We start from the raw sequence: 24,300 nt of genomic DNA on the forward strand, positions 1-24,300 counted from the left end.
CGCCGATCCAGAAAAAGTAGATGAAACTTCATAGCGTGACCAGTCAGGATTCATGGTTGACCTCCAACTTCTAATTTTAAGTTTAAGTTTACATTCATCAACAAATGAACGTTACATTTAAACATTAACCTAAATAATGGAAAAGGTACAGGCGGCGTTTCGCTAACATGATACGATAGAATAGTACGTTTAGATGGGGAGCGGGAAAACATGGAACAATTTTGGTTAGGTTTATTAGTTGGATTGATTTTGGTACTTGTTGCGCAGAAGACACTTCAATCACGTAAAGAGGTGGACGGAGCCTTTGCACATTTCGGTAACCACGTTAAAGATGTCATCTATATATTTGAAGTCAAACCGACGTTTCGTTTTCGTTACATAAGTCCTTCCCTTGATTTGTATCTAGGTGAGGGCGTTGTAGCGGAAAACTATGAAAATCCAGATGATTGTTTTCGTCGTATTCACCCAGATGATTATCAACTTCTCATGAATAAAGTTTCAGGAAAGATGAGTTACGATGAGGCTATCTCGCAACGTTGGCGCACTAATGACGGTCGTTACTTACGTTTTGAAGAATACACAACCCCAATCTATAAAAATGGTGAGATTGTAGCTGTACAAGGAATCATTCGGAATGTAGAAGCGGCTGTAATGAAACGTGAGGAGTTAGAATATGTGAGCCGTCATGACGAACTCACTGGGGTTTTGAACCGACGTGCCTTTAACGAAACAATTGATCGTCTTTCTTTTAAAAAAGTAGGATTGATAGTCATCGATTTAAATGATTTGAAGAAAATTAATGACCATCAAGGTCATTCGGCTGGTGATCAGTTACTTCAGAAAACGGGACTCCTCTTGCAAGGGTTAAGCGAAAACGTTTATCGGATTGGAGGGGACGAATTTGTTGTATTAACTGATCAACTACAACAAGATGAATTGTTAGATTTGACGGTCTCCATTAGGAGCATGTTTGAATCGAATGATATTTCAGCCGCTGTCGGTGCAGCTTGGGAGGAGCAGTTAAACGATTTCAAGAAATTATATGATCAAGCGGACCAAAACATGTATAAACAGAAGAATAGAAGTAAGACAAATCGACACGTTCCTTGCTAAAAGATATCAGCAAGGAACGTGTCTGTTTGTCTAAATATATTATTCACCCATCGCTTCTTCACGCTCGGTGTCTGTCGTATCGAGATTGTTCAAGTATGCCTCATAACGCGGCAACCAGTAGCGATACGATGTCCAGACGAGCCCACTCGTCGTCGCGACCAAAGCGAGCGTCGCTGGCCAGAACCAGCTCGACACGATCCCGTCCGCGTAGGCGAGACCGATTGGTGAGAAGACGAAGTAGACGAACACCATCGAAGCAATCAGGATGATTGACGTCGAGATGGCATGGCGCCAAGGTTTGACGCGACCGAGGTCGATGCGAATCGGATTGATGTGTTGCATCGGACGAACTTTCGCGAACACGAGCATGATGGCTGTCTCGAGAACGAACAAAATCCCATAAATGTGAATGAAATTGATACCGAGGTCGAAGCCGAACCACTGCTCCGTTCCCCAGACGAGGAAGTAATACGTGACGACGTGGAAGCCGATGACGAGTTTCGCAGCAATCGGCGGTACACGCTTCACGAGCATCCCGATTAAGACGATGACGAGAATCGGGATATTGAAGAAACCGGTGAAACGGCGAATCAAGTCCCACAGTCCGTCCGGTGCATACATCAAGTTTGGAGCGACGAAGAACGAGACGAGCGCGACGAACGTCCCAAACCATTTGCTGACACGAATCAAATCTTTGTCAGACGCGTCCGGTTTGAACTTTGGCTTATAAATATCGAGCACGAATAAGGTGGCGATACTATTGAGCAACGAGTTGAACGAGCTGAACACGGCACCGAGCAAGACGGCGAGGAAGAAGCCCATGAGCCACATCGGCAACAAGTCGGCAATCAAGCTCGGATAAGCGAGGTCCGCTTTATCGACGTTCGTGCCATACAGATGGAACGCGATAATCCCCGGGAGCAACATGAAAATCGGGACGAGCAACTTCAAATAGCCGGTGAAAAGCACCCCTTTTTGACCCTCGGCCAAGTTCTTCGCCCCGAGCGCCCGTTGGATGACGTATTGATTGAGCGCCCAGTAGAATAAATTCGCGAAAATCATCCCTGTGAAGATGGACAAGAACGGGACGGAATCGTTCTCTGAACCGATTGCGTTCAGTTTCTCTGGATTCTCGGTTGCAATCGTCTTCATCCCATCGACGAGGTTGCCGTCACCGAGCGCGATGAAGCCGAGCGTCGGGACGAGGAAACCGATGATGATCAAGCCGATTCCGTTCAACGTGTCGGAGACGGCGACGGCGCGGAGTCCGCCGAAAATGGCGTAAACCGCTCCGATAATCCCGATGAACCAAATGACGAGCCAGAGCGACTGCTCGAAGCTGATGCCGAGTAATTCCGGTACGTCAAACAGTTGTAGGACGGCCAGTCCGCCGGAATAGAGCATCGATGGGATCGTGACGCACATATATCCGAACAAGAACAACAGGACCGTCAAGCGGCGGACGTCCTCGTCATACCGTTGGCTCAAAAATTCAGGAATCGTCGAAATACCGATTCCGAGAAAACGCGGCAGTAAAAAGAGCGCCATGATGATGGCGGCGATTCCGGCTGTGACTTCCCAAGCCATGGCCGACATGTTGCCGGCGAACGATTGCCCGTTTAAGCCAATCAACTGCTCGGCTGATAAGTTCGTTAATAAGAGCGATCCGGCGATGAATAGACCGGTGAGACCACGTCCAGCCAAGAAATAATCGTCGGCACTCTCGACTTTTCCTTTCGTCATGCGGTATGACACATATGCGACGAGACCCATGAAGAGAGCCCCTGTGATCAATATGTAAACAACTTGTTGAATGGTCAACGACATTCCCTCCCTCAACTTCTTCTTATTTATAAGTACTTTTTCATAACTACCCTTCACGAAGTATGATTATTTCCCGTTTTCTCTTTTGTAAAAGAACTGTAACGAACCTCACAACAAAAAAAGACACCTGAGAGGTCAGGTGTCAAAAAAAGCGAAGCAACGAAGTCGCGACCGTGAAATAAATGATTAAGCCGAGATTGTCGACGACCGTCGTGATGAACGGACCGGACGCGACGGCCGGATCAAGTTTCAATCGATTGATGAGGAGCGGCACGAGTGTCCCGACGATGGTCGCCACGCTGAGCGACGCAAAAATCGACAGACCGACAATCATACCGATTAAGGCACTGTCATAGAGGACGGTGATGACGCCGAAGATGACGACCATACAGGCGAGACCGAGCAATAGCCCCGTCCCGAACTCACGGCGAATCATCTTCAACACGTTCTTTCGATTGATTGTGCCGAGCGCAATCGAGCGGACGGCGACGACGAGCGATTGGGTGGCAGCGTTACCGGCCGAACCCATGACGAGCGGCATGAAGACGGCGAGTAAGACGATCGTTTCAAGCGTGTCCTCGAAACCACCGATCGTCGACGCGGTGATCATCCCGAGGAACATGAGGCTGATAATCCATGGCGCCCGTTTCATCGCCGCCTCGACCGGTCCCATGTTGATGTCAGACGAACCTTTCGTCGCCGACAGTTCTTCAAAGTCCTCGGTCGTCTCGCGTTCGATGACGTCCATGACATCGTCGACCGTGATGATTCCAAGCAGATGGTCCTCGCTGTCGATGACAGGCAAGGCCAGTAAGTCATACTTTTGAACGGTCCGGGCCAAGTCTTCCTGGTCGGCGAGAACGTGGGCCGACACGACACGCCGGCCCATAATGTCCGCGATTTGCACGTCGAGCGGGGAGACGATCAAATCGCGTAGCGAGACGACGCCAACGAGGCGCCGGTTCGTATCGATGACATATAGATAATAAATCGTCTCAGCTTCCGGTCCAAGTTCGCGTAAGTCTTCGAGCGTCGCGCCAACAGTTTTGTCCGCCTTCAACACGATGAATTCGGTCGTCATGATGGCACCGGCCGTATCGTCCGGATAACGCATCAAGTCTTTGACCTCGGTCGCCTCGGTCTCGTCCATCAACTCGAACAGTTCGTTCATGAAATCATCGGGGAGCTCGGTCATCAAGTCGGCGGCGTTATCCGAGAACATGTCGTTCAACACACGCACGGCGAACGGACGGGGCATCTCTTGAATGAACTGTTCCTGCTCATCGAGCTCAAGCTTTTCAAACAGGTCAGTAAACTCTTCCGGGGACAGCGCCTCATAGACGAACTCACGGCCCGAACGTTCGAGTTCGATGAACAGGTCGGCCTGTTCACCCGGGTGGAGGGTGAGGAACACGTCGCGGAAATCGACCGGGTCTCCTTTTTGAATGAGCGCTGTCACTTGAGCTTCGTGACGGGCGCGTTCTGTACGTTCGATTGCCATCGACTCACTTCCTTTTCACATCATTTGTCTATATTATGTCACGACTTCAAGGGGGCTCAAACAAAATCAAAAAAATGTTATGAATTTTTTTCACAATCTATACAGCATGTATACAGTGTATCCCCTCGATTCGTGGGTCACACCGTTTCTCGAGTGATTGTTCATTCAAATCACGTCATAATCTATGCACTTTTCTGTGGAATCCACCACAGTCCAAACGTCGGACTTGCCCATCGTGGAAATGGGTAAGTTGATAATGTAAGGGTAGCAACACACCCGAATCACAAGGAGGAAGCGAGATGATATCGATGACGGATCAACAAACCGCACGGGACACGATGCTGAAACATCCGATCCACGTGTATTCAGAAATTGGTGAACTCAGGACCGTCCTGTTAAAACGTCCAGGACGCGAACTCGAAAATTTGACCCCGGAATATTTGGAACGCCTTTTGTTTGACGACATTCCCCATCTTCCGGTCATTCAAAAAGAACACGACTACTTTGCGAGCGTGCTCCAAAATCGCGGCATCGAAGTGCTCTACCTTGAAAATTTAATGGCCGAGACATTATCGTTGCCAGGAGTGCGCGAACGTTTCATCGCCGATATCTTGTCGGAGTCCAAATCAAATATCAACGGCTCATACGAGACACTGAAAGAATATTTGCTTGCCTATGACAATGAGAAATTGATTGAGACCGTCATGGCCGGCATACGCAAATCTGAGATCAAGCCCGAAAAACGGCGTCATTTGCACGAGATGATTGAAGATACGTATCCGTTCTATCTCGACCCGATGCCGAACTTATACTTCACGCGTGACACGGCCGCAGCCATCGGGAACGGACTATCGATCAACCGGATGAAAGAACCGGCGCGCCGGCGTGAATCATTGTTCACGCAATATATTATGCGCTATCACCCACGATTCGCGAAACATGACATCCCGATTTGGTCGGACCGCGACTACCGCTTCGCGATGGAGGGTGGGGACGAGCTCGTCTTGTCGAAAGAAGTCGTCGCCATCGGGATTTCTGAACGGACGACGGCCCAAGGGATTGAGCGGGTCGCGCTCAACTTGTTGAAAAACGGCGGCACGTTCAAGAAAGTCATCGCCATCGAGATTCCGAAGTCACGTGCGTTCATGCATCTCGATACGGTCTTCACGATGGTCGACCATGACAAGTTCACGATTCATCCGTTCATCCAAGGGCCAGGAGGCAAGATGAACATCTTTGAACTGACGTTGAACGCTGAAGGCGAACTTCACATCACGCAGCATACGGATCTGTTGAACGTGTTGAAAGCCGCACTCGGTCTCGATGAGATCGTCTTAATCCCATGTGGGGGCGGGGACCCGATTGCCGCTGCCCGCGAGCAATGGAACGATGGGTCGAACACGCTCGCCATCGCCCCAGGCGTCGTCGTCACGTACGACCGCAACTACGTCTCGAACGAGTTGCTCCGTTCCGAGGGCGTTGAAGTCATCGAAATCATGTCGAGTGAACTGTCGCGTGGCCGTGGGGGTCCACGCTGTATGAGCTGTCCAATTATCCGCGAAGACATTTAACGAGGAGGAAACGAGCATGTCGACAACGTACAACTTTGATTTGAAAGGCCGTCATTTTCTATCATTGAACGATTTTTCAGGAGACGAGTTGAACTATTTGATCGATTTATCGGCCGCCTTCAAGCGTCAAAAGCAACAAGACGTCCCGCACCGCATCTGTGAAGGGAAGAACGTGGCGCTCTTGTTTGAAAAACCATCGACACGGACGCGTTGTGCGTTTACCGTGGCGGCCATCGATCTCGGCATGCATCCGGAATACCTCGGGAAATCGGATATCCAGTTCGGCAAAAAAGAATCGGTTCGAGACACGGCCATCGTGCTCGGACGTATGTTCGACGGCATCCAGTTCCGTGGCTTCGCCCATGAGACGGTCGAAGGATTGGCTAAAGACGCCGGCGTCCCGGTATGGAACGGGTTGACGGACTTATATCATCCGACTCAAGTCTTGGCCGACTTCTTGACCGTCAAAGAACAGAAAGGCGAGTTGTCTGGCATTCGCTTCGTCTATGTCGGCGATGGACGCAACAATATGGGCAACACGCTTCTGATTGGTGGGGCCAAAGTCGGAATGGACATGCGCATCTGCGCGCCGAAATCGCTCTTGCCGTCAGATGAAGTCGTCGATTTTGCCCGCTCGGTCGCGGCCGAGACCGGGGCGAAGATCACGTTGACCGAAAGCATCGATGAGGCGGTCGCCGACGCCGACGTCATCTACACGGACGTCTGGGTGTCGATGGGCGAAGAGGCGGAATTCGCCGAGCGGATCAAGTTGCTCTATCCTTACCAAGTGAACATGGACATGCTCATGAAGACGAATAATCCGGACGTCATGTTCCTCCACTGTCTGCCGGCCTTCCACGACTTGGAGACCGAAGTCGGCCGGGCGATCCATGCGGAGTACGGATTGAGCGAGATGGAAGTCACGGATGAAGTGTTCCGGAGTCGTCACTCCTTCGTCTTTGACGAAGCCGAGAACCGGATGCATACGATTAAAGCGGTGATGGCCGCGACGCTCACCGACACGAACGAATGGCTTGAACGCTGACGGATGGGAGGGGACCTCCCCTCCGGCCCGTACTAAACGAAAGGGATGAGTTCAATGTCTACGAAAATAGCACATGACTCAAGTGGAACGGCTGGCGTGCAACCAGAGAAGAAAGATCGACGTTTAGGGCTCGGGGCGCTGACGGCACTCGTCGTCGGTTCAATGATCGGCGGCGGCGCCTTCAACTTGGCGGCCGACTTGGCCCAAGGTGCGAACGCGGGAGCGATTTTGATTGGGTGGGGCATCACCGGAATCGGGATTATCGCCCTCGGCCTCAGTTTTCAAAATTTGACGATGCGTCGTCCGGATCTCGATGGTGGGGTGTACAGTTACGCCCGGGCCGGCTTCGGTCAGTTTGTCGGGTTCAACTCGGCGTGGGGCTACTGGCTCTCCGCGTGGCTCGGCAACGTCGCCTATGCGACGCTTCTGTTCAGTTCGGTCGGCTATTTCTTCCCAATCTTTGAAGGCGGTCAAAACATCGCTTCGATCATTGGTGCCTCGATTATGCTATGGCTCGTGCATTCGTTGATTTTACGTGGTATTCACGAAGCGTCGATGATCAATATCATCACGACGATTGCGAAACTCGTACCGATTTTTGCTTTCATCACCATCACCTTATTCTTCTTCAACCTCGATAATTTCACGTTCGATTTCTGGGGACAGGGTGGTTTCTCATGAGGTAGTGTGAGAGACCAGGTCGTCTCGACGATGCTCGTCACACTATGGGTGTTCATCGGGGTCGAAGGGGCGGTCGTCTTATCTGGACGGGCCCGCAAGTGCTCGGACGTCGGGAAAGCGACGGTCATCGGATTGCTCGGGACGCTCATCATCTATCTGCTCATCTCGGTCATGTCGCTCGGTCTTATGAATCCAGAGAACGTGGCGAACGCCTCGCAACCGGCGATGGCGTACTTGCTCGAGTCAGCGGTCGGACCGTGGGGCGCGATGCTCATCAATGGCGGTCTCGTCATCTCGGTTCTCGGAGCATGGCTCGGCTGAACGTTGCTCGCCGCTGAGATCCCATTCGTAGCCGGGAAAGACGGCGTGTTCCCGAAATGGTTCACGAAAGAGAACAAAAACAACGCACCGGCCAACGCGCTTTGGCTCACGAACGGGTTGATCCAGCTGTTCCTCTTCACGTTCCTGTTCTCGGATGCGGCGTATAATTTCGCGTTCTCGCTGCCTCGAGCGCCATTTTGATCCCGTACGTCTTCTCGGCCTTCTATCAAGTCAAAGTCGCGAAGAACGGCATCGGCTACAATGCCGGTGAACGTCGGACCCGCGACCTCATCATCGGAGCCGTCGCCTCGATTTACGGGATTTGGCTCATCTATGCGGCCGGAATCGACTATCTGCTCTTAACGACGTTACTGTACGCACCAGGTACGTTGCTCTACATCAAGGCGCAACGTGAGAACGGCATCAAGACGTTGACGAAGACGGAGTGGATCGTGGCCGGTGTCTTGACCGCGCTCGCCATCTTGGCCGTCGTGCGCATCGTCTCAGGAAATATCTCAGTCTTTTGATCGGGGGAAACCAATATGCGGAATAAACGAGTAGTCATCGCACTAGGTGGAAATGCGATTCAACAAGGTAAAGATGCGACGGCCGAGGCTCAAATTCGAGCCGTTGAGGCGACGGCGGAATCACTGGCCGCGCTTGTCGCCGAAGGGATTGAGGTCATCATCACCCATGGCAACGGGCCGCAAGTCGGAAATTTGATGTTGCAACAGGCTGCGTCGGACAGTCCGGCGACGCCAGCCTTGCCGCTCGACGTTTGCGGGGCGATGACACAAGGGATGATTGGCTATTGGTTCGAGAACGCCCTCACGAAAGCACTGAGATCTCGTGGTTTGGAACGTTCGGTCGCACCGATTGTCACGCGGTCGGTCGTCGACCCGAACGATAGTGCCTTCAGTCACCCGACGAAGCCGATTGGTCCTTTCTACGACGAGTCGGAAGCGCAGCAGCTTGAACGGACGACCGGTTATGTGTTCAAAGAAGACGCCGGTCGCGGCTATCGCCGCGTCGTCCCGAGCCCGTTTCCGGTGGCGATTCTCGAGCACGCGATCATCCGTGACCTTGTCGCCCATGAGCACATCGTCGTCGCCTCTGGCGGCGGCGGGATTCCCGTCATCGATACACCAGATGGTTATGTCGGTGTCGAGGCGGTCATCGATAAAGATTTCGCCGCTGCGAAACTTGCCGATCTCGTCGACGCCGACATGCTCCTCATTTTGACGGCCGTCGAGCACGTGTTCGTCAATTTCGGGACCCCGTCGGCTCGGGCGCTCGAGGAGACGACGAAAGAACAACTCGAGACGTATATCGCCGAGGGCCAGTTCGCACCGGGCAGCATGTTGCCGAAAGTTCGGGCCGCCCTTCAATTCGCCGAATCAGGACACGACCGGGTTGCCGTCATCACGTCGCTCGAACAAGCCCTTGCGGCGGTCCGAGGTGAAGTCGGGACGCGCGTCCGACTCGCCGCGACGCTCCAACAATAAGCTCAACGCCACAGACATCAGCGTCTGTGGCTTTTTTCCTGAATTGGCAGCTCGTCGTTTTTTATGGCCCGACATGGGGAAGGAATGTTGTATGTCGATTTAGACATTGCTATCATTTTGAGTGTAAACGTTTGCACAATTTAGAAGGGGAGTGACGAAGAGCGGTAACGCTCGAGCTTATGCGTCTATTTGAAGAGGAGAACGTCTATACGCAACAAATGAAACCGCAGGCAGATGATCGGGCGATCGTCCAAGGGAGCTGCTATCGCTTCACGGTGCTGACGAGCCAACTGATTCGGATGGAATACGCGGAAGATGGGGTGTTCGAGGACCGGCCGACCCAAGTCGTCTTTAACCGGGCGTTCGCAGTCCCGGAGTTTCGCGTGATCGAAGATGAGACAGAACTGCAAATCATCACGGAGCACGTCCACCTCTACTACACGAAAGGGCCGTTCGCGCCGAACACGCTTTACGTCGACGTGAAAGGGAACTTCAGTACGTACTATAGCCGCTATACGTTTAACGGACCGGAGCGGACGTTGAAAGGGACGGCGCGAACGCTCGACCACGTCGACGGGGCGACCGAACTCGGTGAAGGCATCGCCTCGAAACAAGGGTATGCCGTCATCGATGACTCTGATTCGTTCATCATGACCGAGGACCGTTTCGTCGAATCGCGGCGTAAACATATCCATGACTTGTACTACTTCGGGTATGGGCATGAGTATAAGCGTGCACTCCGTGACTTCTATCAATTGACCGGCCCGACGCCGCTGTTGCCACGAAAAGCGCTCGGCAACTGGTGGAGCCGCTATTGGCGCTACGACGAGACGGAATATAAAGAACTCATGCGTCGGTTTAAGACAGAAGACATCCCGTTCTCGGTCAGCGTCATCGACATGGATTGGCACGTCACCGACGTCCCGGAAGAATACGGGAGCGGATGGACGGGCTACTCATGGAATAAGAACTTGTTCCCGGACCCGAAAGGATTCTTGACGTGGCTCAAGCAAGAAGGGTTGCTCGTCACGTTGAACTTGCATCCGGCGGATGGCGTGCGTGCGTTCGAAGACCAATATGTGGCGATGGCCGAGGCGATGGGCATCAATCCGTCCCAAGGCGACCGCATCCCGTTCGACTTTTCCGATAAACGCTTCATTCAAGCCTATTTCGAGCAGATGCATCATCCGCATGAAGACGACGGCGTCGATTTCTGGTGGATCGACTGGCAACAAGGCTCGACCTCGAAAATGGAGGGGCTCGACCCGCTCTGGATGTTGAATCACTATCATGCGACCGATATCGCCCGGGATGGCAACCGTCCGCTCATCTTCTCCCGTTACGCGGGGCCGGGCAGTCATCGCTATCCGGTCGGATTCTCGGGTGACACGCTGATTTCGTGGGCGTCCCTGGCCTTCCAACCGTACTTTACAGCGACGGCGGCCAATATCGGTTACGGCTGGTGGAGCCATGACATCGGCGGGCATTATCGCGGTTCGAAAGACGACGAGCTCGCCGCACGCTGGGTCGCGTTCGGGGTGTTCAGTCCGATTATGCGACTGCACTCGACATTGAGTACGTTCAACGGCAAAGAACCGTGGCGCTTCGGTCTCGAGGCGGAGCGGTCGATGAAGACGTTCTTGCGTCTGCGCCATCAATTGATCCCGTACATCTATACGATGAACTGGCGGAACCACGCGGGTGCCTTGCCGCTCATCTTACCGATGTATTATGAACATCCGGACGAGGACGCGGCGTATGAAGTACCGAACGAATACTACTTCGGCAGTGAGCTCATCGTCTCCCCGATCGTCGAACCGATGAATCGACAGCTCCATGTGGCGGCGACGAACGTCTGGCTACCGAAAGGTGACTGGTTCGACTTCTTTACCGGTCATCGCTACAGTGGGGACAAATCGGTTCGCGTGTTCCGCGGACTCGAAGATCAGGCGGTGTTCGCCAAAGCCGGGGCGATTATCCCGATGGCACCACACCATTCGGGTCGAAACGATACCGACAACCCAGCCGATTTGGAAGTGCTCATCTTCCCAGGCGCCTCGAACACGTTCACGCTCTATGAAGACAATGGGAAGGACCGTGGCTATGAGACGGGAGCCTACGCCGAGACGACGTTCACGCTTGATTGGGAGGAACGGAGCCTTCATATCCAAGTGACAGGTGACCGGACCGTCTTGCCGTCTGACCGTAACGTCACGTTACTCCTCCGAGGGGTGACCGGGTCTGGTGAATACAAACGGGAGACACAGACGCTGCGCCTCGAGCTCGGACCGATCAGAGACGAGCTGACCGTGGAACTCCCGGTCGATGTGACGGCGAACGACCATCGTCTCGATCGGTTGTATCGCTTCTTGGACCGTGCGGAAATCTCATACGATTTAAAAGACCGGTTATACCGGTCAGCGGCCGCGAAGACGCGACTCGAAGCATGGCTGTTCGATTTACATGCGCTCGAACTCGACCGTGACCTGCAAGACGCGATTATGGAATTGATGCTCGACTGAATACTTTATTGTGACGAAGAGGGGCGGTTCATGCCCTTCTTTTTTTTGTAAGAAAATCGTTGGATTTTGTAAGCGTTTTCACAAAAGAGTCGTTTTATACTTAAAAGAGAGGCAAGATGGATTGGAGGATGCGACATGAAACCAAAATGGACGGTGGACGATTTGAGGCAGCTTGATGTGTTCGCTAAATGTGCCACACGAGAGCTCGAGGCGCTGTTGCCGCATGTCTATTGCCGCACGTATCGGAAAGGTCAATTCTTGTTCATAGAGGGGGATCCCCGGGAACGGGTCTATTTCTTGATTAGCGGTTATGTAAAGCTCGAGCGCAACAACGAGACGGCGACCCATCAATATACGGACTACTTGAAACCAAAGCAACTGTTCTCGTATCGTGGCTTGATGACGGAACCGTATTATCAACATTCGGCGGAGGCGTTGACCGATATCGAGGTCATCTATATGCCGACGGACCGATTCGAACAACTCGTCTCTCGGAACGCGTCGATGTTACTCCATATCGTCGGACAGATGAATCGGATTCTCGACTTGCACGAACGACGGGTGCAGGACATCATCACTCCGAGTGCGACCGAACGCGTACTCAACACGATCCATTACTTGATTGAAGACCTCGGGGAACCGGAAGCAGAGGGGGTTCGCGTCCGGTGTCCGTTCACGATGATTGAAATCTCACGCTTATCCGGCACGTCACGGGAGACCGTGTCGAACATCTTATCGCGCTTACGAAAAGAAGAGGTGCTTCACTTCGATGCGCGTGAATTGATGATCGGCCATCCCGAATACTTTGAACAGTCGACCGTATGACGCCACATGATATACGCGGCGTCTTTTGCATGTCTGGCTAAGCGAAGCGTTCGCCATGGTCGTAGGCATCAGTTATAATTAGTGAGAATCCTCACAAAGAAAAGTTTTGGATAGTATAGAAAGGATGAACGCATTGAAACGACTGCAAGCTCTCGCTTTAGCTGAAAAACGCCATATCGTCGGACTCGTCATCGCCGCGGTGATGATCGGATTGTCGATTTTGGCGCAGGCGTATTTAATCGTCGATATCGTCGACCAGGTCTTTTTAAAAAATGCATCGTTTGAAAGCATCATCCCGGCGCTCGGCTGGCTCATTCTCGCCCTCGTCACGCGTGCTTTGTTCGGCTACATGTCAGGACGAATCGGAGCTAGTCTAGCGGAGAAAGCGAAACGGACACTCCGGTTGCAGTTGCTTGACCGTTATACATCGAATCCGATCGAGACGTCACTATCCGGTCAATCCGGTAAAAAGGTGAGCGTGTTCATGGACGCGGTCGATGAAGTCGACGCCTACTTCAGCCAATATTGGCCGCAAGTCATTCAAACGTCGATCATTCCGCTGCTCATTCTCGTCGTCGTCTTCAGCCAACATTGGATCTCGGGCGTCATCATGATGGTGACGGCGCCGTTCATCCCAATCTTTTTCATTATCATCGGGATTGCGACGCAGAAAAAATCCGAACAACAGATGGAGAAGATGAACCAGTTCTCCGGAAAGTTCTTGGACGTGTTGCAAGGATTGACGACGTTGAAACTCTACGGTCGGACCGAGCGTGAGGCGCAAGCGATTGAAAAGAGCAGTCTCGACTTCCGCGACGCGACGATGGTCGTCTTGAAGACGGCGTTCTTGTCGGGTCTCATGCTCGAGTTCATCTCGATGCTCAGCACAGGGGTCGTGGCGCTCGAAGTGGCGCTGCAAATGGTCGTCTGGCAGAACTTGACGTTCTTCTCCGGCTTTTTGATTCTCGTCTTGGCTCCGGAATACTATTTGGCCATCAAAGACCTCGGAGGTGCGTTCCATACCGGACGCGGCAGCATGGGGGCAGCCGACCGCATTTTCGAGGCGCTCGATGCACCGGATGAACGCTTGATCTGGGGCGACCGGACGTTGACGAGCCCGACACCCGACCTTGAGCTCGACGCCGTCTCGTTCGCCTATGAAGGGGGGCGTTTCACGCTCCAGCCTTTAAGCGGCGTAATTCCTGCCGGCGCCCATGTGGCGCTCGTCGGGGCGAGCGGGTCCGGCAAGACGACCGTCTTGAACGTGTTGTCCGGGCTCGTGAAACCGGACAGTGGACGTGTCCTCGTCGACGGAGAACCGCTCGAGACATACACCGATTCGTCATGGTATGACACGATTGGCTACATCTCACAAAATCCGTATTTGTTCGCCGGTACCGTCGCCGATAATATCGCCCTCGGGGAAGCAACGGATGAAGCGAGCCTCCTCGAAGCGGTGCATGCGGCCGGACTGACCGATGTCATCGCCCAATTGCCGAACGGCATTCATACCGAGCTCGGTGAAGGCGGTTATGGATTGTCCGGAGGCGAACGACAACGACTCGCCTTGGCCCGTGCCTTCTTGAAACGTCCCGGCATCATTTTGTTCGATGAGCCGACGACGGGACTTGACTTAGTGACCGAGCAAATCGTCCGCCGCTCGATTGAGGAGTTGTCGCGTGAGGCGACGCTCGTCACGGTCGCGCATCGGTTGCATACAATTAAGCAGGCAGATGCGATTTGGTTCATGGACGATGGAAAGCTACTCGCCCAAGGCACGCATGACGAACTGCTCAGCGTTCCGCAATACGCTGACTTGTTCACGCTACAGAAAGGGGTGAGAGGATGAATTCACTTTGGACGATCACGAAATGGATGGTGCGAGAGAAGAAAGATATCGTCCTCTCGATCTTCTTTGGGTACGTGGCCGGCATCGCGGCCGTCGCCTTGTTCGCGGCGAGCGGTTATCTTGTCTCACGGGCCGGTCTCGTACCGCCGCTCTATGCGCTCATGGTACCTGTCGTCTTGATTAAATTGTTCGGTGTGATTCGGGCGAGTGCGCGTTATCAAGAGCGCCTTGCCTCGCACCGGGCGACGTTCACGATTTTGAGCGAGCTACGGGTCCGGTTTTACCGCCAGCTTGAACCGCTTGTGCCGAGCATCTTTGCCAAGTATCGGAGTGGAGATTTGCTTGCTCGCGTCGTCGGTGATGTCGAGAGCTTGCAAAATTACTTTTTACGGGTATTCTATCCGCCGATGATCTTGGTGCTCGTCTTCTTGAGCACGATTTTCTTCGTCACGTACTTCTCGATGTGGGTCAGCCTCTGGATTTTGTTCGGTGTGTTCGTGACCGGTTTCTTGATTCCGGCGTTCTTCGCCCGAATCCGTGCCAAGCACGACCGCGAGCTTCGCGCTTTACGGGGTGACCTGTCGAGTGGGATGACAGAGATGATGTACGGATATCGCGATTTGTTGCTTCATCATCAACTTGGACGGACACGCGGCGAGCTGCTCGAACAGAGTGACCGTTACGCCGAAGCACAGAAACGGGATGTGACGAATCAGTTCTTCAACTCGTCACTCGTCGTGGCGGCATCCCTACTCGTCTCGTGGGGTGTTCTCGCTATCGGGGCCTATCTCGTCGTCAACGGGGAATTGAATGGCCTATATTTGGCCATGCTCATCATGATGTCGCTCACCGCGTTTGAGAATGCGACACCGATGGCGGTCTTCCCAGGTCATTTTGCCGACAGCAAGCAAGCGGCCGATCGACTGCTCGAAGTCGTCGAGCCGAGTGAAGCAGTCGTCGCGGCCGAGGTCGCCCGGACGGACATGGTACTCGAATCCGCTCCGGACGTATCGTTTGAGCGCGTGACCTATCGCTATCCGGATACGTACCGCGACGTCCTGAGCGACGTGGATGTGACGTTACGAAGCGGGACGAAGACGGTCATCGTCGGGCCGAGCGGCTCAGGGAAATCGACGCTCCTGCAACTGTTGCTCGCTTTCGTCAGACCCGATTCCGGTGAGATCCGATTGAATGGGCAACGGTTGGACGATGTGACCCAAGCATCGGTCTGGCGTGAAGCCAGCGTCGTCCTTCAAGAGAACCACTTCTTTTTCGGGACGGTACGGGAGAACTTGGCGCTCGTCGGAGAGTTCACCGACGCTGAGATGGAAGCGGCGCTCACGAGCGTCCGGCTCGGTTTCTCGCTCGACGAGCCCGTCCTTGAGAAAGGGGCGAACTTATCGGGCGGCGAGCGGCAACGTCTTGCCATCGCCCGAGCCTTGTTGAAGAATGGATTGCTCTGGATACTTGACGAAGCGACGTCGGCCCTCGATGCGCGGACCGAGGCGGACGTGTTCGCCGAAGTCTTCCGCCGTGCCGAGTCATCGACACTCGTCATGGTCAGCCATCGCCTGACCGGGCTCGAGCGCTTCGATCACATCATCGTCATGGAAGGCGGTCGCGTCGTAGAGACGGGAACGTATGATGAACTGATGCGGTCCCGCGGTGTCTTCTATGGCTTGAAACAGATCGAGCAAGATATTTTCGCATGAAAAAACGAGCGGCTCCGTCGGAGAGCCGCTCGTTTTCTGGATGGCAAATTTGGGTGCAACAAATGGGGGTTGTCGCATTGCTTTCAAAAAGAGTGTCGTGGAGGGGAATCCACGTGACGCAATAGTTTGGGGAACGGTTACGTCAAGCTTTTGGGAGCTACATCTTGAGTATAGATGATAACGATTCTCATTGTCAATTAGAAAATGATATAAAAAAACCACAACCGGTTTGGGTTGCGGTCAATCGTCAGCTTGATGGCACGCCCTTGCGGAACGTGAAGCGAATCAAGCTGAACAAATAGCGGATATAGAAGAGCGCGAACGCATAAAATACAGCGATGGCTGATGTGCCGAGTTCAACACCTGGAATGTTCATCAAGAACTCGAGGATGAGAATCGACAGCAAGAAGATGTAGAGGCCAGCGTCGAGATAGAGTGGCATCAATTTGCCACGTTGATGCCAGAACGTCCGGACGAGCGGAGCGACGATCATCCCGATGATGCGTTCCGCGAAACCGATGCTAAGCACGGAAATCATGAACGCAGCGACCGTTTCGAACGAGACGAGCTCTGAGAACGCAAACATCGAGATAAGCAAGAGCGGGCCGATGAAAATCATCATCGAGAGTGACGTGCGTAAAAAGATCAGTAAGTTCCGTTTCATCGTGTCGACTCCCCCGAAGAGCGACTGCCGGAACGTCTTGCCACGTTGATAGTCGAGGATGAACGATCCCACAAACATCAAACCGAATAGTGATAACAATACTGTCATGAAATGTGTTTCCCCTTTTTCTGTCCAAATCTATGATCAACTGTAAGAATCATCGAATCAAAGTCTAGCCTAGTGTACCGATTCACTAGTTGAAAGTAAAGCGGGAAAACTGCGTAAAACCGCAATCTTTAGCGAACGATTCGCCGATTACGACGCCAAGATGAAGCGATTGCGACCAGATTCCTTAGCATGGTATAACGCTTCGTCGGCATGCTTCAACACGCTGTCGACTTCGATGTCGTTCGAATGGCAGGCGCCGAGCGAGACCGTGATATGTAACGTCCCGGCGCTCGTCTCGAACGGGAATGTCGAGACTTTTTCTCGTATAGATTCGGCGAGGCGAGTCACGTCCTCTCGATTGGTGTTCGGCATGATGATTAAAAATTCTTCTCCGCCGAAGCGGCCGACGAGATGACGCTCTTCGCTCTCGGCAACGAGTAGCATACCGAGCTCACGCAACACGTCGTCGCCGACGTCATGACCGTACGTATCATTCACGCGTTTAAAGTGATCGATGTCGACGAGGATCAACGCGTACTCTTTCGCCTCGACGTTCAGGTTGGCCATGGCCTCGTTCAATAGACGTCGGTTGGCGATGCCGGTCAATGCATCCGTCCGAGCAAGTTGTTGCTGATGCTGGACGTTCTCAAAGTGACGGCGCAGTTCTTGAAGTAACCGGTAAGCTGCACAGGCACCGCCGTATGTCATCACGACGTAGGCAAAAATGATAGGGTAGAACAATTGAAGCGGTAACGCATAATACGTGGCGGCGCCGAAGACGACAATACTAATCGTCGTGAAAATGAGTAGCGTACGGCGAGTGTTGTCGAGTCGAAGCCGGAGCAGGCTAATCGGGAAGACGAGTCCGACCATCGTTAAGACGGCCAGATAAAAGCCGATGTACGCTCCATCCGTCACCATGAAAAATCGGACGATTAAAAAGATGACGGCGGCGACCGTTCCGCTCACCCAGCCACCAAACAGGACGGCGAGCGAGATTGGGATGGAGCGCAAGTCGATGAGGACGCCTTCGAGCGGCAATGCGTTCGCGAGTAAAATCAAAGCGACAAACCCGGTTTGGACACCTAGCAAGATTCGGCTTTTCAAAGGAGAATTTGGTGTGAGCCGCGGACGATTTCGAAACGGGAGGAACGAGATTGTGAATAGTGTGAACAGGATACATAGATTCAGAAAAAAAGAGTTAACAATTGTGAGCATGACCGCATCCCCTTGTATGAAATGGAAATAATTAGTTTTAGTTTAGCATATTCAAATAACATTGACTGCTTATGAAAGAGGGCACAATGTGTCCACCAGTCACGCCATTACCCCCATAATCGTTCAACTTCCATCTGATGTGCTTCCTTTGAAATGAAACATCATCTTCCTCTCTATCATAGCAAACAAATTTGGTATGATAGAGAAAAGGGGGACTGTCCGTGCGGTATTGGGATCATTTTAAGCGAGCGTTCATTCCGATCGCGCTCATCTTGATCGGGTTGGCCATCTTTTATACATTATCGGCTCGAGGGAATATGGCGTTGACTATTCTCGGGGCGCTTATCGTCGGCGTCATCTTATTTTTAGTGATGCGGCACATGAATCAGGTCGAGGAAGACTAAGACGAGAACACGTTCATGGTTCTCGTTTTTTGTTGTCGACGAGATTTTTTGGGTACACTACATAGTAAGGAGGGATTTATTATGGCAAAAGCTACATTTGCGGGAGGCTGTTTTTGGTGCATGGTCAAACCGTTTCATAAATACGAAGGGGTCGAGCGCGTCATTTCCGGTTACACGGGCGGGCACGTCGACAACCCGACCTATCAACAAGTCTGTTCGGAGACGACCGGTCACCTTGAGGCGATCGAGGTCACGTTTGACCCGGAAGTCATTTCATATGAGGAACTGTTGCGCATCTATTGGCGTCAAATCGACCCAACCGATGGCGGCGGACAGTTCAACGACCGCGGTGAGTCTTATCGACCGGCCATCTTCTATCATTCGGAAGAACAGCGCGTGGCAGCGGAACGTTCAAAGCAAGAAATCGAGGACTCAGGTCGATTCGACCGACCGATTGAAGTCGAGATTCGTCCCGCGAAAACGTTTTGGGAAGCCGAAGACTATCATCAAGACTACTATAAGAAAAATCCGTTCCGCTACGAAATGTACCGGGTCGGTTCAGGCCGTGCCAAGTTTGTAAAAGAGGCGTGGAGCGACAAGAAAATTCAGAAAGAACTGAAAGACCGCTTGACGCCGATCCAATATAAAGTCACGCAAGAGAACGGGACCGAACCCCCGTTTCAAAATGAGTATTGGGACGAGGAACGAGAAGGATTGTATGTCGACGTGATTGATGGTACGCCGCTCTTCACGTCGCGCGACAAGTTCCAGTCGAATTGCGGCTGGCCGAGCTTCGCCCGTCCGATCGAGGAAAAGCGTATCGACATGAACATGGACACGACGCACCACATGGTCCGGACTGAAGTCCGCTCGAAAGGAGCCGACAGTCACCTCGGTCACTTATTCGATGACGGCCCGAAAGAACTAGGGGGTCTGCGCTACTGCATCAACTCGGCAGCACTCCGTTTCATTCCAAAAGAAGAGTTAGAGTCTGCAGGTTATGGAGAGTACAAGCACTTATTCGATGCGTGAAGGGGAGAAGGTCATGTTCACATCCGTCAAACAACAGATCCGTCGTGAGACGCTCGCGACCGTCTTGGATTACTACGACAAATCGATTCGAAACTTGTCTGAAGCGGCTAGAGATGAGAAGTACAACAAGATGAGCGCGACCCCGTTCTCGTTTTTCCGGGGGAGCTCCCACTTGTTCTATTATGACTTTGCGAAAGTGCCGCTCGCGTTCGATACCGACGCGTCTTATCCGACGTTCATTCAAGGGGACTTGCATTTTGAAAACTTCGGTGTGTTCGAAGATGGCGCCGGGACCATCATTTATGACGTGAACGATTTTGACGAAGCGTATCTCGGGTCTTATTTGTTTGACGTCCTTCGCATGGCGATCTCGGTCGATTTGTTTGCCGCGGAGTCAGGATTTGATGCGAGACGAGCCATTGAGACGTATGCAGAGACATACGCGCGTGCGATGGAACGCTATGCGAATGGGAAGGATGAAGATGTCCAGTTCACGAAAGCGAACACGTGCAAAGCGATCAAGAAAGTGATTAAAAAGGCAGAGAAGAAGAAAGACGCATTCATGGCGGAGCGAACGGAAGTCCGGGATGAGGAGCGTTACTTCGCGACAAGTGACGACCTCGTCCCGGTTAGTCCGAAGACTGCCAAACAAATCAAACAGGCATGGCCTGACTATTTGGCATCCTTGTCGGAAAAGCATCGTCACCACGCCGACCATTATGAGATTAAAGACATCGCCATCAAACGGGAGAGCGGTACCGCTTCAATCGGGCTCGAACGGTATTATATTTTGATTGAAGATGCGGACGCTGAACATGACGAGGATATCATTCTCGAAATGAAGCAGGCGCAATCAGCTGTCCCTTCACTCTTTTTGCCGACGCATCCGTTATTTGAGGACGGCTTATCACATCAAGGAGCCCGTGTCATCGCGGCTCAGCGCGCCATGGTGCATAGTCGTGACCCGTATCTCGGCTACTTGACGATGGACGGGAACGAGTATTACGTGCGGCAACGGTCACCTTATAAGCGAAAAGTGAAAGCGAAGCACATCAAAAATGAAGAATCGCTCATTGAGACGTTGAAAGTACAGGCGGAGATCACGGCCAAGATCCATGCCCGGGCGGACGCGGATGCGAACGTGCTCGATTACGAGGCGAGTGAACGGATTGCGGCGGCCATCGGGGCGTCGCGACCGCTATTCATTCGTCAAATCTCGCGTTGGTCCCAATTTTACGCCAATCAAGTCAGGTTCGACTTTGAGGCGTTCCAATCTTGGCTTAAGACGCGTGCGGAGACCCACGTCTGACGAGCACCGGACTTGCGGTCGGCCCCACGTTTGCCTCAGAATGGAACGGTAAAGGATGTGTGCGACGTATGATTACAGAACAACAGGTCATCACGCAGATGAAACAAGTGATGAGCCAAATTGAACAGTCGAGCGGAGAGACCCAGAAGCGCCATTTGGCCAAGCTGATGGGGTATTGCGAGCTTTTGCTCGCCGATTCGGCTCCAACGCAGCCCACTGCGGCTCCCGTGGCCCAACCGACCGAGGCGAAACCGCCGCTTGATCGGCAGATGGCAGCGTTTCTCGGGATTCCTTTAGAAGAGGAAGACAAACAAAAAACCGATTCATTGCTCGACTTCTAAGCTGTGCCCCGAGGCACAGCTTTTTTTCGAGCGTTCGCGTTGACTTATATACCGTAGGGGGTATAATGAGGTTAACTAAACTATACCTAACGGAGGCGTGACTATGCTTGATTTCTTGTTTGTCGCAGTAGTGATCGGATTGATTTATTTTTGGTGGACGAAGCGAAACAGCGTCAAAACAGTTTCGACGGATGAATTGAAACGGAAGATTGCCGAAGAGCGAAACATTCAACTGCTCGACGTTCGTGAACCACACGAATACCGGGGCGGGCATATCAAGCAAGCGAAAAATGTGCCGTTATCGGGATTCGGGAACGCGAGTGCTCAATATCCGAAAGATAAAGAACGTCCGGTCTACGTCATCTGTCAAAGCGGGATGCGAAGTCAACGGGCCGCGGCCATGTTGAAGAGCGCGGGTTATACGGACGTCTACTCGGTCAAAGGCGGTATGAGTTTCTGGCGTGGCTGACAGTTCTCGGTTGAACATTTGTTCAGCCGTTTTTTTATGGACTCTGAATTTCACTTTTAGAGGTGAGATTTGCGTGTGACGTTTCCGCTTTCGGTTTTCAGGGGATTCTGCTACGGTAGGAACATAGGAAAGAGAGAGGGGACCAGACAATGGCAGTCATTTTATTTGATATCGATGGGACGCTCGTCGACACGACCGGACCGATGACGCAAGCAATCCACGAGGTGTTGGAACAACTTCCACATTTACCGAAACCGAGCGAGGACGCGGTCCGATCGGGATACGGATTGGCCGGTAACGCATTTTGGGAGCACGTCATCCCGGAGGCGACAATCGAGGAGATCCGCCAAATTCGCAAACTTCGTCATGAGACGCTCGAACGAGCGATGGAAGGCCAACACGTCTTGTTCGACGGGATTTACGAGATGCTCGAGGCGCTTCATAAAAAAGGGCACACGTTGACGACCGCGAGCAACTGCGGTGTCCATTATTTGAACTTGATTCTCGACTCGCAAAACATTCGCCAGTTCATGACGGCGCCAGAATGTCTTGAATCCGTGAGCGGGGAGAAGAAAGCCGACATTTTGACGGCGCATCGTCTCCGTCACGGCGAGAACGACTATGTGATGGTCGGGGATCGTAAATCTGACGTCGAAGCGGCTCGGGCCCATGACTTCCCGGTCGTCTTGACTGGATTTGGGTTTGGAAACGAGGACGAATGGGCGCTCGCGGATCATGTAATTGTGACGCCGAACGACTTGATTACGTATATCGAATCATAAAAAGTTCCGGTTGAACGCGATGTTCAACCGGAATTTTTTTAAAGTCCAAGCGAGATATATTTAATTTCTAAAAATTCTTCGATGCCATGGTGACCACCTTCACGGCCGAGACCGCTCTGCTTCCACCCGCCGAACGGTGCTTGCGGCGTCGACGGGAGACCGTCATTGACGCCGACGATGCCGTATTCGAGCGCTTCGGCCAAATAGAGAGCCTCGTTGATGTCTTGCGTGAACACATAAGCTGCGAGACCGAACGGGGTCGCATTCGCCCGCTCAATTACTTCCTCGAGCGTATCGAACGACGCAATCGGTGCGACGGGGCCGAATGTCTCCTCGTTCATGCACAGCATATCCTCATTCGCATAGCGGACGACGGCCGGCCGGACGAATAGGCCGTCGAGCTGCTCCCCGCCCGTGATCTCGCCTCCGCGGATTTGAGCGTCCTCCAAGTGCTTCATCACTTTCTCGACCGCGGCCTCGTCGATGAGCGGACCGATATCCGTCCCTTCGTCGAGCCCGTTGCCGACTTCGAGCGCTGCGACGGCCTCGATGAATTTTTCGGAGAACGCATCGACGATGGACTGCTCGACATAAATCCGGTTGGCGCAGACACACGTCTGTCCGCCGTTACGGAATTTCGTCGCGACCGCTTGCAGTACAGCCTTGTCGAGATCTGCCTGTGCCGTGACGATGAGTGGCGCGTGACCACCGAGCTCGAGCGAGATTTTCTTCATCGTATCGGCGGCACCGCGCATGAGCGTCTTGCCGACCTCGGTCGAACCGGTGAACGTCAATTTGCGGACACGGGGGTCGTGTTGCCACGTGTTCACGATGTCAGAAGCTTTCCCGGTGACAAGATTGATGACACCGGGTGGGAAGCCTGCTTTCTCGGCCAGCTTGACGAGTTCGATCGCCGTCAATGGTGTCGCTGATGCCGGTTTCAATACGACGGTACAACCTGCGGCAAGCGCCGGCGCCAATTTTCGGGTGATCATGGCGGCCGGGAAGTTCCATGGGGTGATGGCGGCGACGACGCCGACCGGTTGCTTGATGGCGAAGATGCGTTTCTTGTTTGACGATGCCGGAATCGTCTCGCCGTACACCCGTCGTCCTTCGGCGGCGTACCATTCGATGAAGCCGTTCGCATAGCGGACTTCGCCGATGGCTTCTTGGAGCGGCTTGCCTTGCTCTTCGACCATCGTCCGAGCGATGGCTTCCGTATGTTCATCGATCAGTCGATTCCATTCGAGCAGGAGGGCGCCTCGTTCTTCTGCCGTTTTCTCTTGCCAGTCCTTCAAGGCGTCGTGGGCGGCATCGACAGCCTGTTTCGCTTCGGCGGTGTCGCTCTTTGTCACCGTGGCCATAATGTTGCGGGTCGCGGGATTCCGCACCACGATCGTGTCCGATGTATCAATCCATTCTCCGTTGATGAAATTGTTCTCCACTCGCATCTTGATTTCCCCTTTCGTCTAGGTGCACATTAAGAAGGTACCCGATTTCAAAA

19 protein-coding genes and 1 pseudogene are annotated in these 24,300 nt (G+C 52.9%); 15 read left to right on the plus strand and 5 right to left on the minus strand.

What is annotated here, in order from left to right:
- Positions 1-210 precede the first annotated feature (210 nt).
- Positions 211-1,113: a sensor domain-containing diguanylate cyclase gene (locus KNP02_RS12720; protein ID WP_214709769.1), complete on the plus strand. Its 903-nt coding sequence runs from the start codon at positions 211-213 to the stop codon at positions 1,111-1,113.
- 39 nt (positions 1,114-1,152) lie between these two features.
- Here the strand turns inward: KNP02_RS12720 and KNP02_RS12725 are convergent, their stop codons facing one another.
- Positions 1,153-2,934 carry a solute:sodium symporter family transporter gene (locus KNP02_RS12725; protein WP_214709771.1) on the minus strand — a complete coding sequence of 594 codons (1,782 nt, stop codon included), beginning with the start codon at positions 2,932-2,934 and terminating at the stop codon, positions 1,153-1,155.
- 145 nt (positions 2,935-3,079) lie between these two features.
- On the minus strand, positions 3,080-4,438 hold the full coding sequence (gene mgtE, locus KNP02_RS12730; protein WP_214709773.1) for a magnesium transporter: 1,359 nt from the start codon (positions 4,436-4,438) through the stop codon (positions 3,080-3,082).
- Between the two features lie 341 nt (positions 4,439-4,779).
- On the opposite strand from mgtE, the gene arcA reads away from it, so the two are divergent.
- The 8 genes and pseudogenes from arcA (at position 4,780) to cydC (ending at position 16,469) form a co-directional block, all read left to right on the plus strand.
- Positions 4,780-6,009 (plus strand): arginine deiminase, encoded by a 1,230-nt coding sequence (arcA, locus tag KNP02_RS12735; RefSeq protein ID WP_214709831.1) that lies wholly within the window; start codon positions 4,780-4,782, stop codon positions 6,007-6,009.
- A gap of 16 nt (positions 6,010-6,025) precedes the next feature.
- Positions 6,026-7,054, plus strand: a complete 1,029-nt coding sequence (gene argF, locus KNP02_RS12740) for an ornithine carbamoyltransferase (protein ID WP_214709775.1) — start codon at positions 6,026-6,028, stop codon at positions 7,052-7,054.
- A 54-nt stretch (positions 7,055-7,108) separates the two neighbouring features.
- Positions 7,109-8,583 (plus strand): annotated as a pseudogene (arcD, locus tag KNP02_RS12745) (arginine-ornithine antiporter).
- A gap of 15 nt (positions 8,584-8,598) precedes the next feature.
- A complete protein-coding gene (gene arcC, locus KNP02_RS12750; RefSeq protein WP_214709777.1) occupies positions 8,599-9,561 on the plus strand; it encodes a carbamate kinase in 963 nt (320 codons plus the stop codon).
- A gap of 179 nt (positions 9,562-9,740) precedes the next feature.
- Positions 9,741-12,083 carry a glycoside hydrolase family 31 protein gene (locus KNP02_RS12755; protein WP_214709779.1) on the plus strand — a complete coding sequence of 781 codons (2,343 nt, stop codon included), beginning with the start codon at positions 9,741-9,743 and terminating at the stop codon, positions 12,081-12,083.
- 135 nt (positions 12,084-12,218) lie between these two features.
- Positions 12,219-12,908, plus strand: a complete 690-nt coding sequence (locus tag KNP02_RS12760) for a Crp/Fnr family transcriptional regulator (RefSeq protein ID WP_214709781.1) — start codon at positions 12,219-12,221, stop codon at positions 12,906-12,908.
- 124 nt (positions 12,909-13,032) lie between these two features.
- Positions 13,033-14,757 (plus strand): thiol reductant ABC exporter subunit CydD, encoded by a 1,725-nt coding sequence (cydD, locus tag KNP02_RS12765; protein WP_214709783.1) that lies wholly within the window; start codon positions 13,033-13,035, stop codon positions 14,755-14,757.
- Positions 14,754-16,469, plus strand: a complete 1,716-nt coding sequence (gene cydC, locus KNP02_RS12770; protein WP_214709785.1) for a thiol reductant ABC exporter subunit CydC — start codon at positions 14,754-14,756, stop codon at positions 16,467-16,469. The genes cydD and cydC overlap by 4 nt, the downstream gene beginning before the upstream one ends.
- 247 nt (positions 16,470-16,716) lie before the next feature.
- Here the strand turns inward: cydC and KNP02_RS12775 are convergent, their stop codons facing one another.
- Positions 16,717-17,241: a hypothetical protein gene (locus tag KNP02_RS12775; protein WP_214709787.1), complete on the minus strand. Its 525-nt coding sequence runs from the start codon at positions 17,239-17,241 to the stop codon at positions 16,717-16,719.
- Positions 17,242-17,388: 147 nt separating this feature from the next.
- Positions 17,389-18,459: a GGDEF domain-containing protein gene (locus KNP02_RS12780; RefSeq protein WP_214709789.1), complete on the minus strand. Its 1,071-nt coding sequence runs from the start codon at positions 18,457-18,459 to the stop codon at positions 17,389-17,391.
- Between the two features lie 221 nt (positions 18,460-18,680).
- Here KNP02_RS12780 and KNP02_RS12785 point away from each other — a divergent pair, with 221 nt between their 5' ends.
- From KNP02_RS12785 to KNP02_RS12810, 6 genes are all read left to right on the plus strand, one after another.
- The gene (locus KNP02_RS12785; RefSeq protein ID WP_029594567.1) at positions 18,681-18,863 is read left to right on the plus strand and encodes a hypothetical protein; all 183 of its coding nucleotides are present in this window, start codon (positions 18,681-18,683) and stop codon (positions 18,861-18,863) included.
- Between the two features lie 81 nt (positions 18,864-18,944).
- Complete coding sequence (gene msrA / locus KNP02_RS12790; RefSeq protein WP_029594568.1) at positions 18,945-19,895, plus strand: peptide-methionine (S)-S-oxide reductase MsrA; 951 nt, start codon at positions 18,945-18,947, stop codon at positions 19,893-19,895.
- A 13-nt stretch (positions 19,896-19,908) separates the two neighbouring features.
- Complete coding sequence (locus KNP02_RS12795) at positions 19,909-21,204, plus strand: DUF2252 domain-containing protein (RefSeq protein WP_214709791.1); 1,296 nt, start codon at positions 19,909-19,911, stop codon at positions 21,202-21,204.
- Positions 21,205-21,272: 68 nt separating this feature from the next.
- Positions 21,273-21,545 (plus strand): DUF5327 family protein, encoded by a 273-nt coding sequence (locus KNP02_RS12800; protein ID WP_214709793.1) that lies wholly within the window; start codon positions 21,273-21,275, stop codon positions 21,543-21,545.
- Positions 21,546-21,648: 103 nt separating this feature from the next.
- A complete protein-coding gene (locus KNP02_RS12805) occupies positions 21,649-22,014 on the plus strand; it encodes a rhodanese-like domain-containing protein (protein ID WP_035385631.1) in 366 nt (121 codons plus the stop codon).
- Positions 22,015-22,163: 149 nt separating this feature from the next.
- The gene (locus KNP02_RS12810) at positions 22,164-22,796 is read left to right on the plus strand and encodes an HAD family hydrolase (RefSeq protein WP_214709795.1); all 633 of its coding nucleotides are present in this window, start codon (positions 22,164-22,166) and stop codon (positions 22,794-22,796) included.
- 38 nt (positions 22,797-22,834) lie between these two features.
- On the opposite strand, the gene KNP02_RS12815 is transcribed toward KNP02_RS12810, so the two are convergent.
- A complete protein-coding gene (locus KNP02_RS12815; protein WP_214709797.1) occupies positions 22,835-24,247 on the minus strand; it encodes an NAD-dependent succinate-semialdehyde dehydrogenase in 1,413 nt (470 codons plus the stop codon).
- Positions 24,248-24,300: the final 53 nt, after the last annotated feature.

This window comes from Exiguobacterium sp. s40 (assembly GCF_018617905.1).
Classification (GTDB): domain Bacteria; phylum Bacillota; class Bacilli; order Exiguobacteriales; family Exiguobacteriaceae; genus Exiguobacterium; species Exiguobacterium mexicanum_A.

Coding starts and splice junctions, on each gene's coding strand:
- KNP02_RS12720 (WP_214709769.1), top strand. CDS start 211: ATGGAACAATTTTGGTTAGGTTTATTAGTTGGATTGATTTTGGTACTT.
- mgtE (WP_214709773.1), bottom strand. CDS start 4,438: ATGGCAATCGAACGTACAGAACGCGCCCGTCACGAAGCTCAAGTGACA.
- argF (WP_214709775.1), top strand. CDS start 6,026: ATGTCGACAACGTACAACTTTGATTTGAAAGGCCGTCATTTTCTATCA.
- arcC (WP_214709777.1), top strand. CDS start 8,599: ATGCGGAATAAACGAGTAGTCATCGCACTAGGTGGAAATGCGATTCAA.
- KNP02_RS12755 (WP_214709779.1), top strand. CDS start 9,741: ATGCGTCTATTTGAAGAGGAGAACGTCTATACGCAACAAATGAAACCG.
- KNP02_RS12760 (WP_214709781.1), top strand. CDS start 12,219: ATGAAACCAAAATGGACGGTGGACGATTTGAGGCAGCTTGATGTGTTC.
- cydD (WP_214709783.1), top strand. CDS start 13,033: ATGAACGCATTGAAACGACTGCAAGCTCTCGCTTTAGCTGAAAAACGC.
- cydC (WP_214709785.1), top strand. CDS start 14,754: ATGAATTCACTTTGGACGATCACGAAATGGATGGTGCGAGAGAAGAAA.
- KNP02_RS12775 (WP_214709787.1), bottom strand. CDS start 17,241: ATGACAGTATTGTTATCACTATTCGGTTTGATGTTTGTGGGATCGTTC.
- KNP02_RS12780 (WP_214709789.1), bottom strand. CDS start 18,459: ATGCTCACAATTGTTAACTCTTTTTTTCTGAATCTATGTATCCTGTTC.
- msrA (WP_029594568.1), top strand. CDS start 18,945: ATGGCAAAAGCTACATTTGCGGGAGGCTGTTTTTGGTGCATGGTCAAA.
- KNP02_RS12795 (WP_214709791.1), top strand. CDS start 19,909: ATGTTCACATCCGTCAAACAACAGATCCGTCGTGAGACGCTCGCGACC.
- KNP02_RS12800 (WP_214709793.1), top strand. CDS start 21,273: ATGATTACAGAACAACAGGTCATCACGCAGATGAAACAAGTGATGAGC.
- KNP02_RS12805 (WP_035385631.1), top strand. CDS start 21,649: ATGCTTGATTTCTTGTTTGTCGCAGTAGTGATCGGATTGATTTATTTT.
- KNP02_RS12810 (WP_214709795.1), top strand. CDS start 22,164: ATGGCAGTCATTTTATTTGATATCGATGGGACGCTCGTCGACACGACC.
- KNP02_RS12815 (WP_214709797.1), bottom strand. CDS start 24,247: ATGCGAGTGGAGAACAATTTCATCAACGGAGAATGGATTGATACATCG.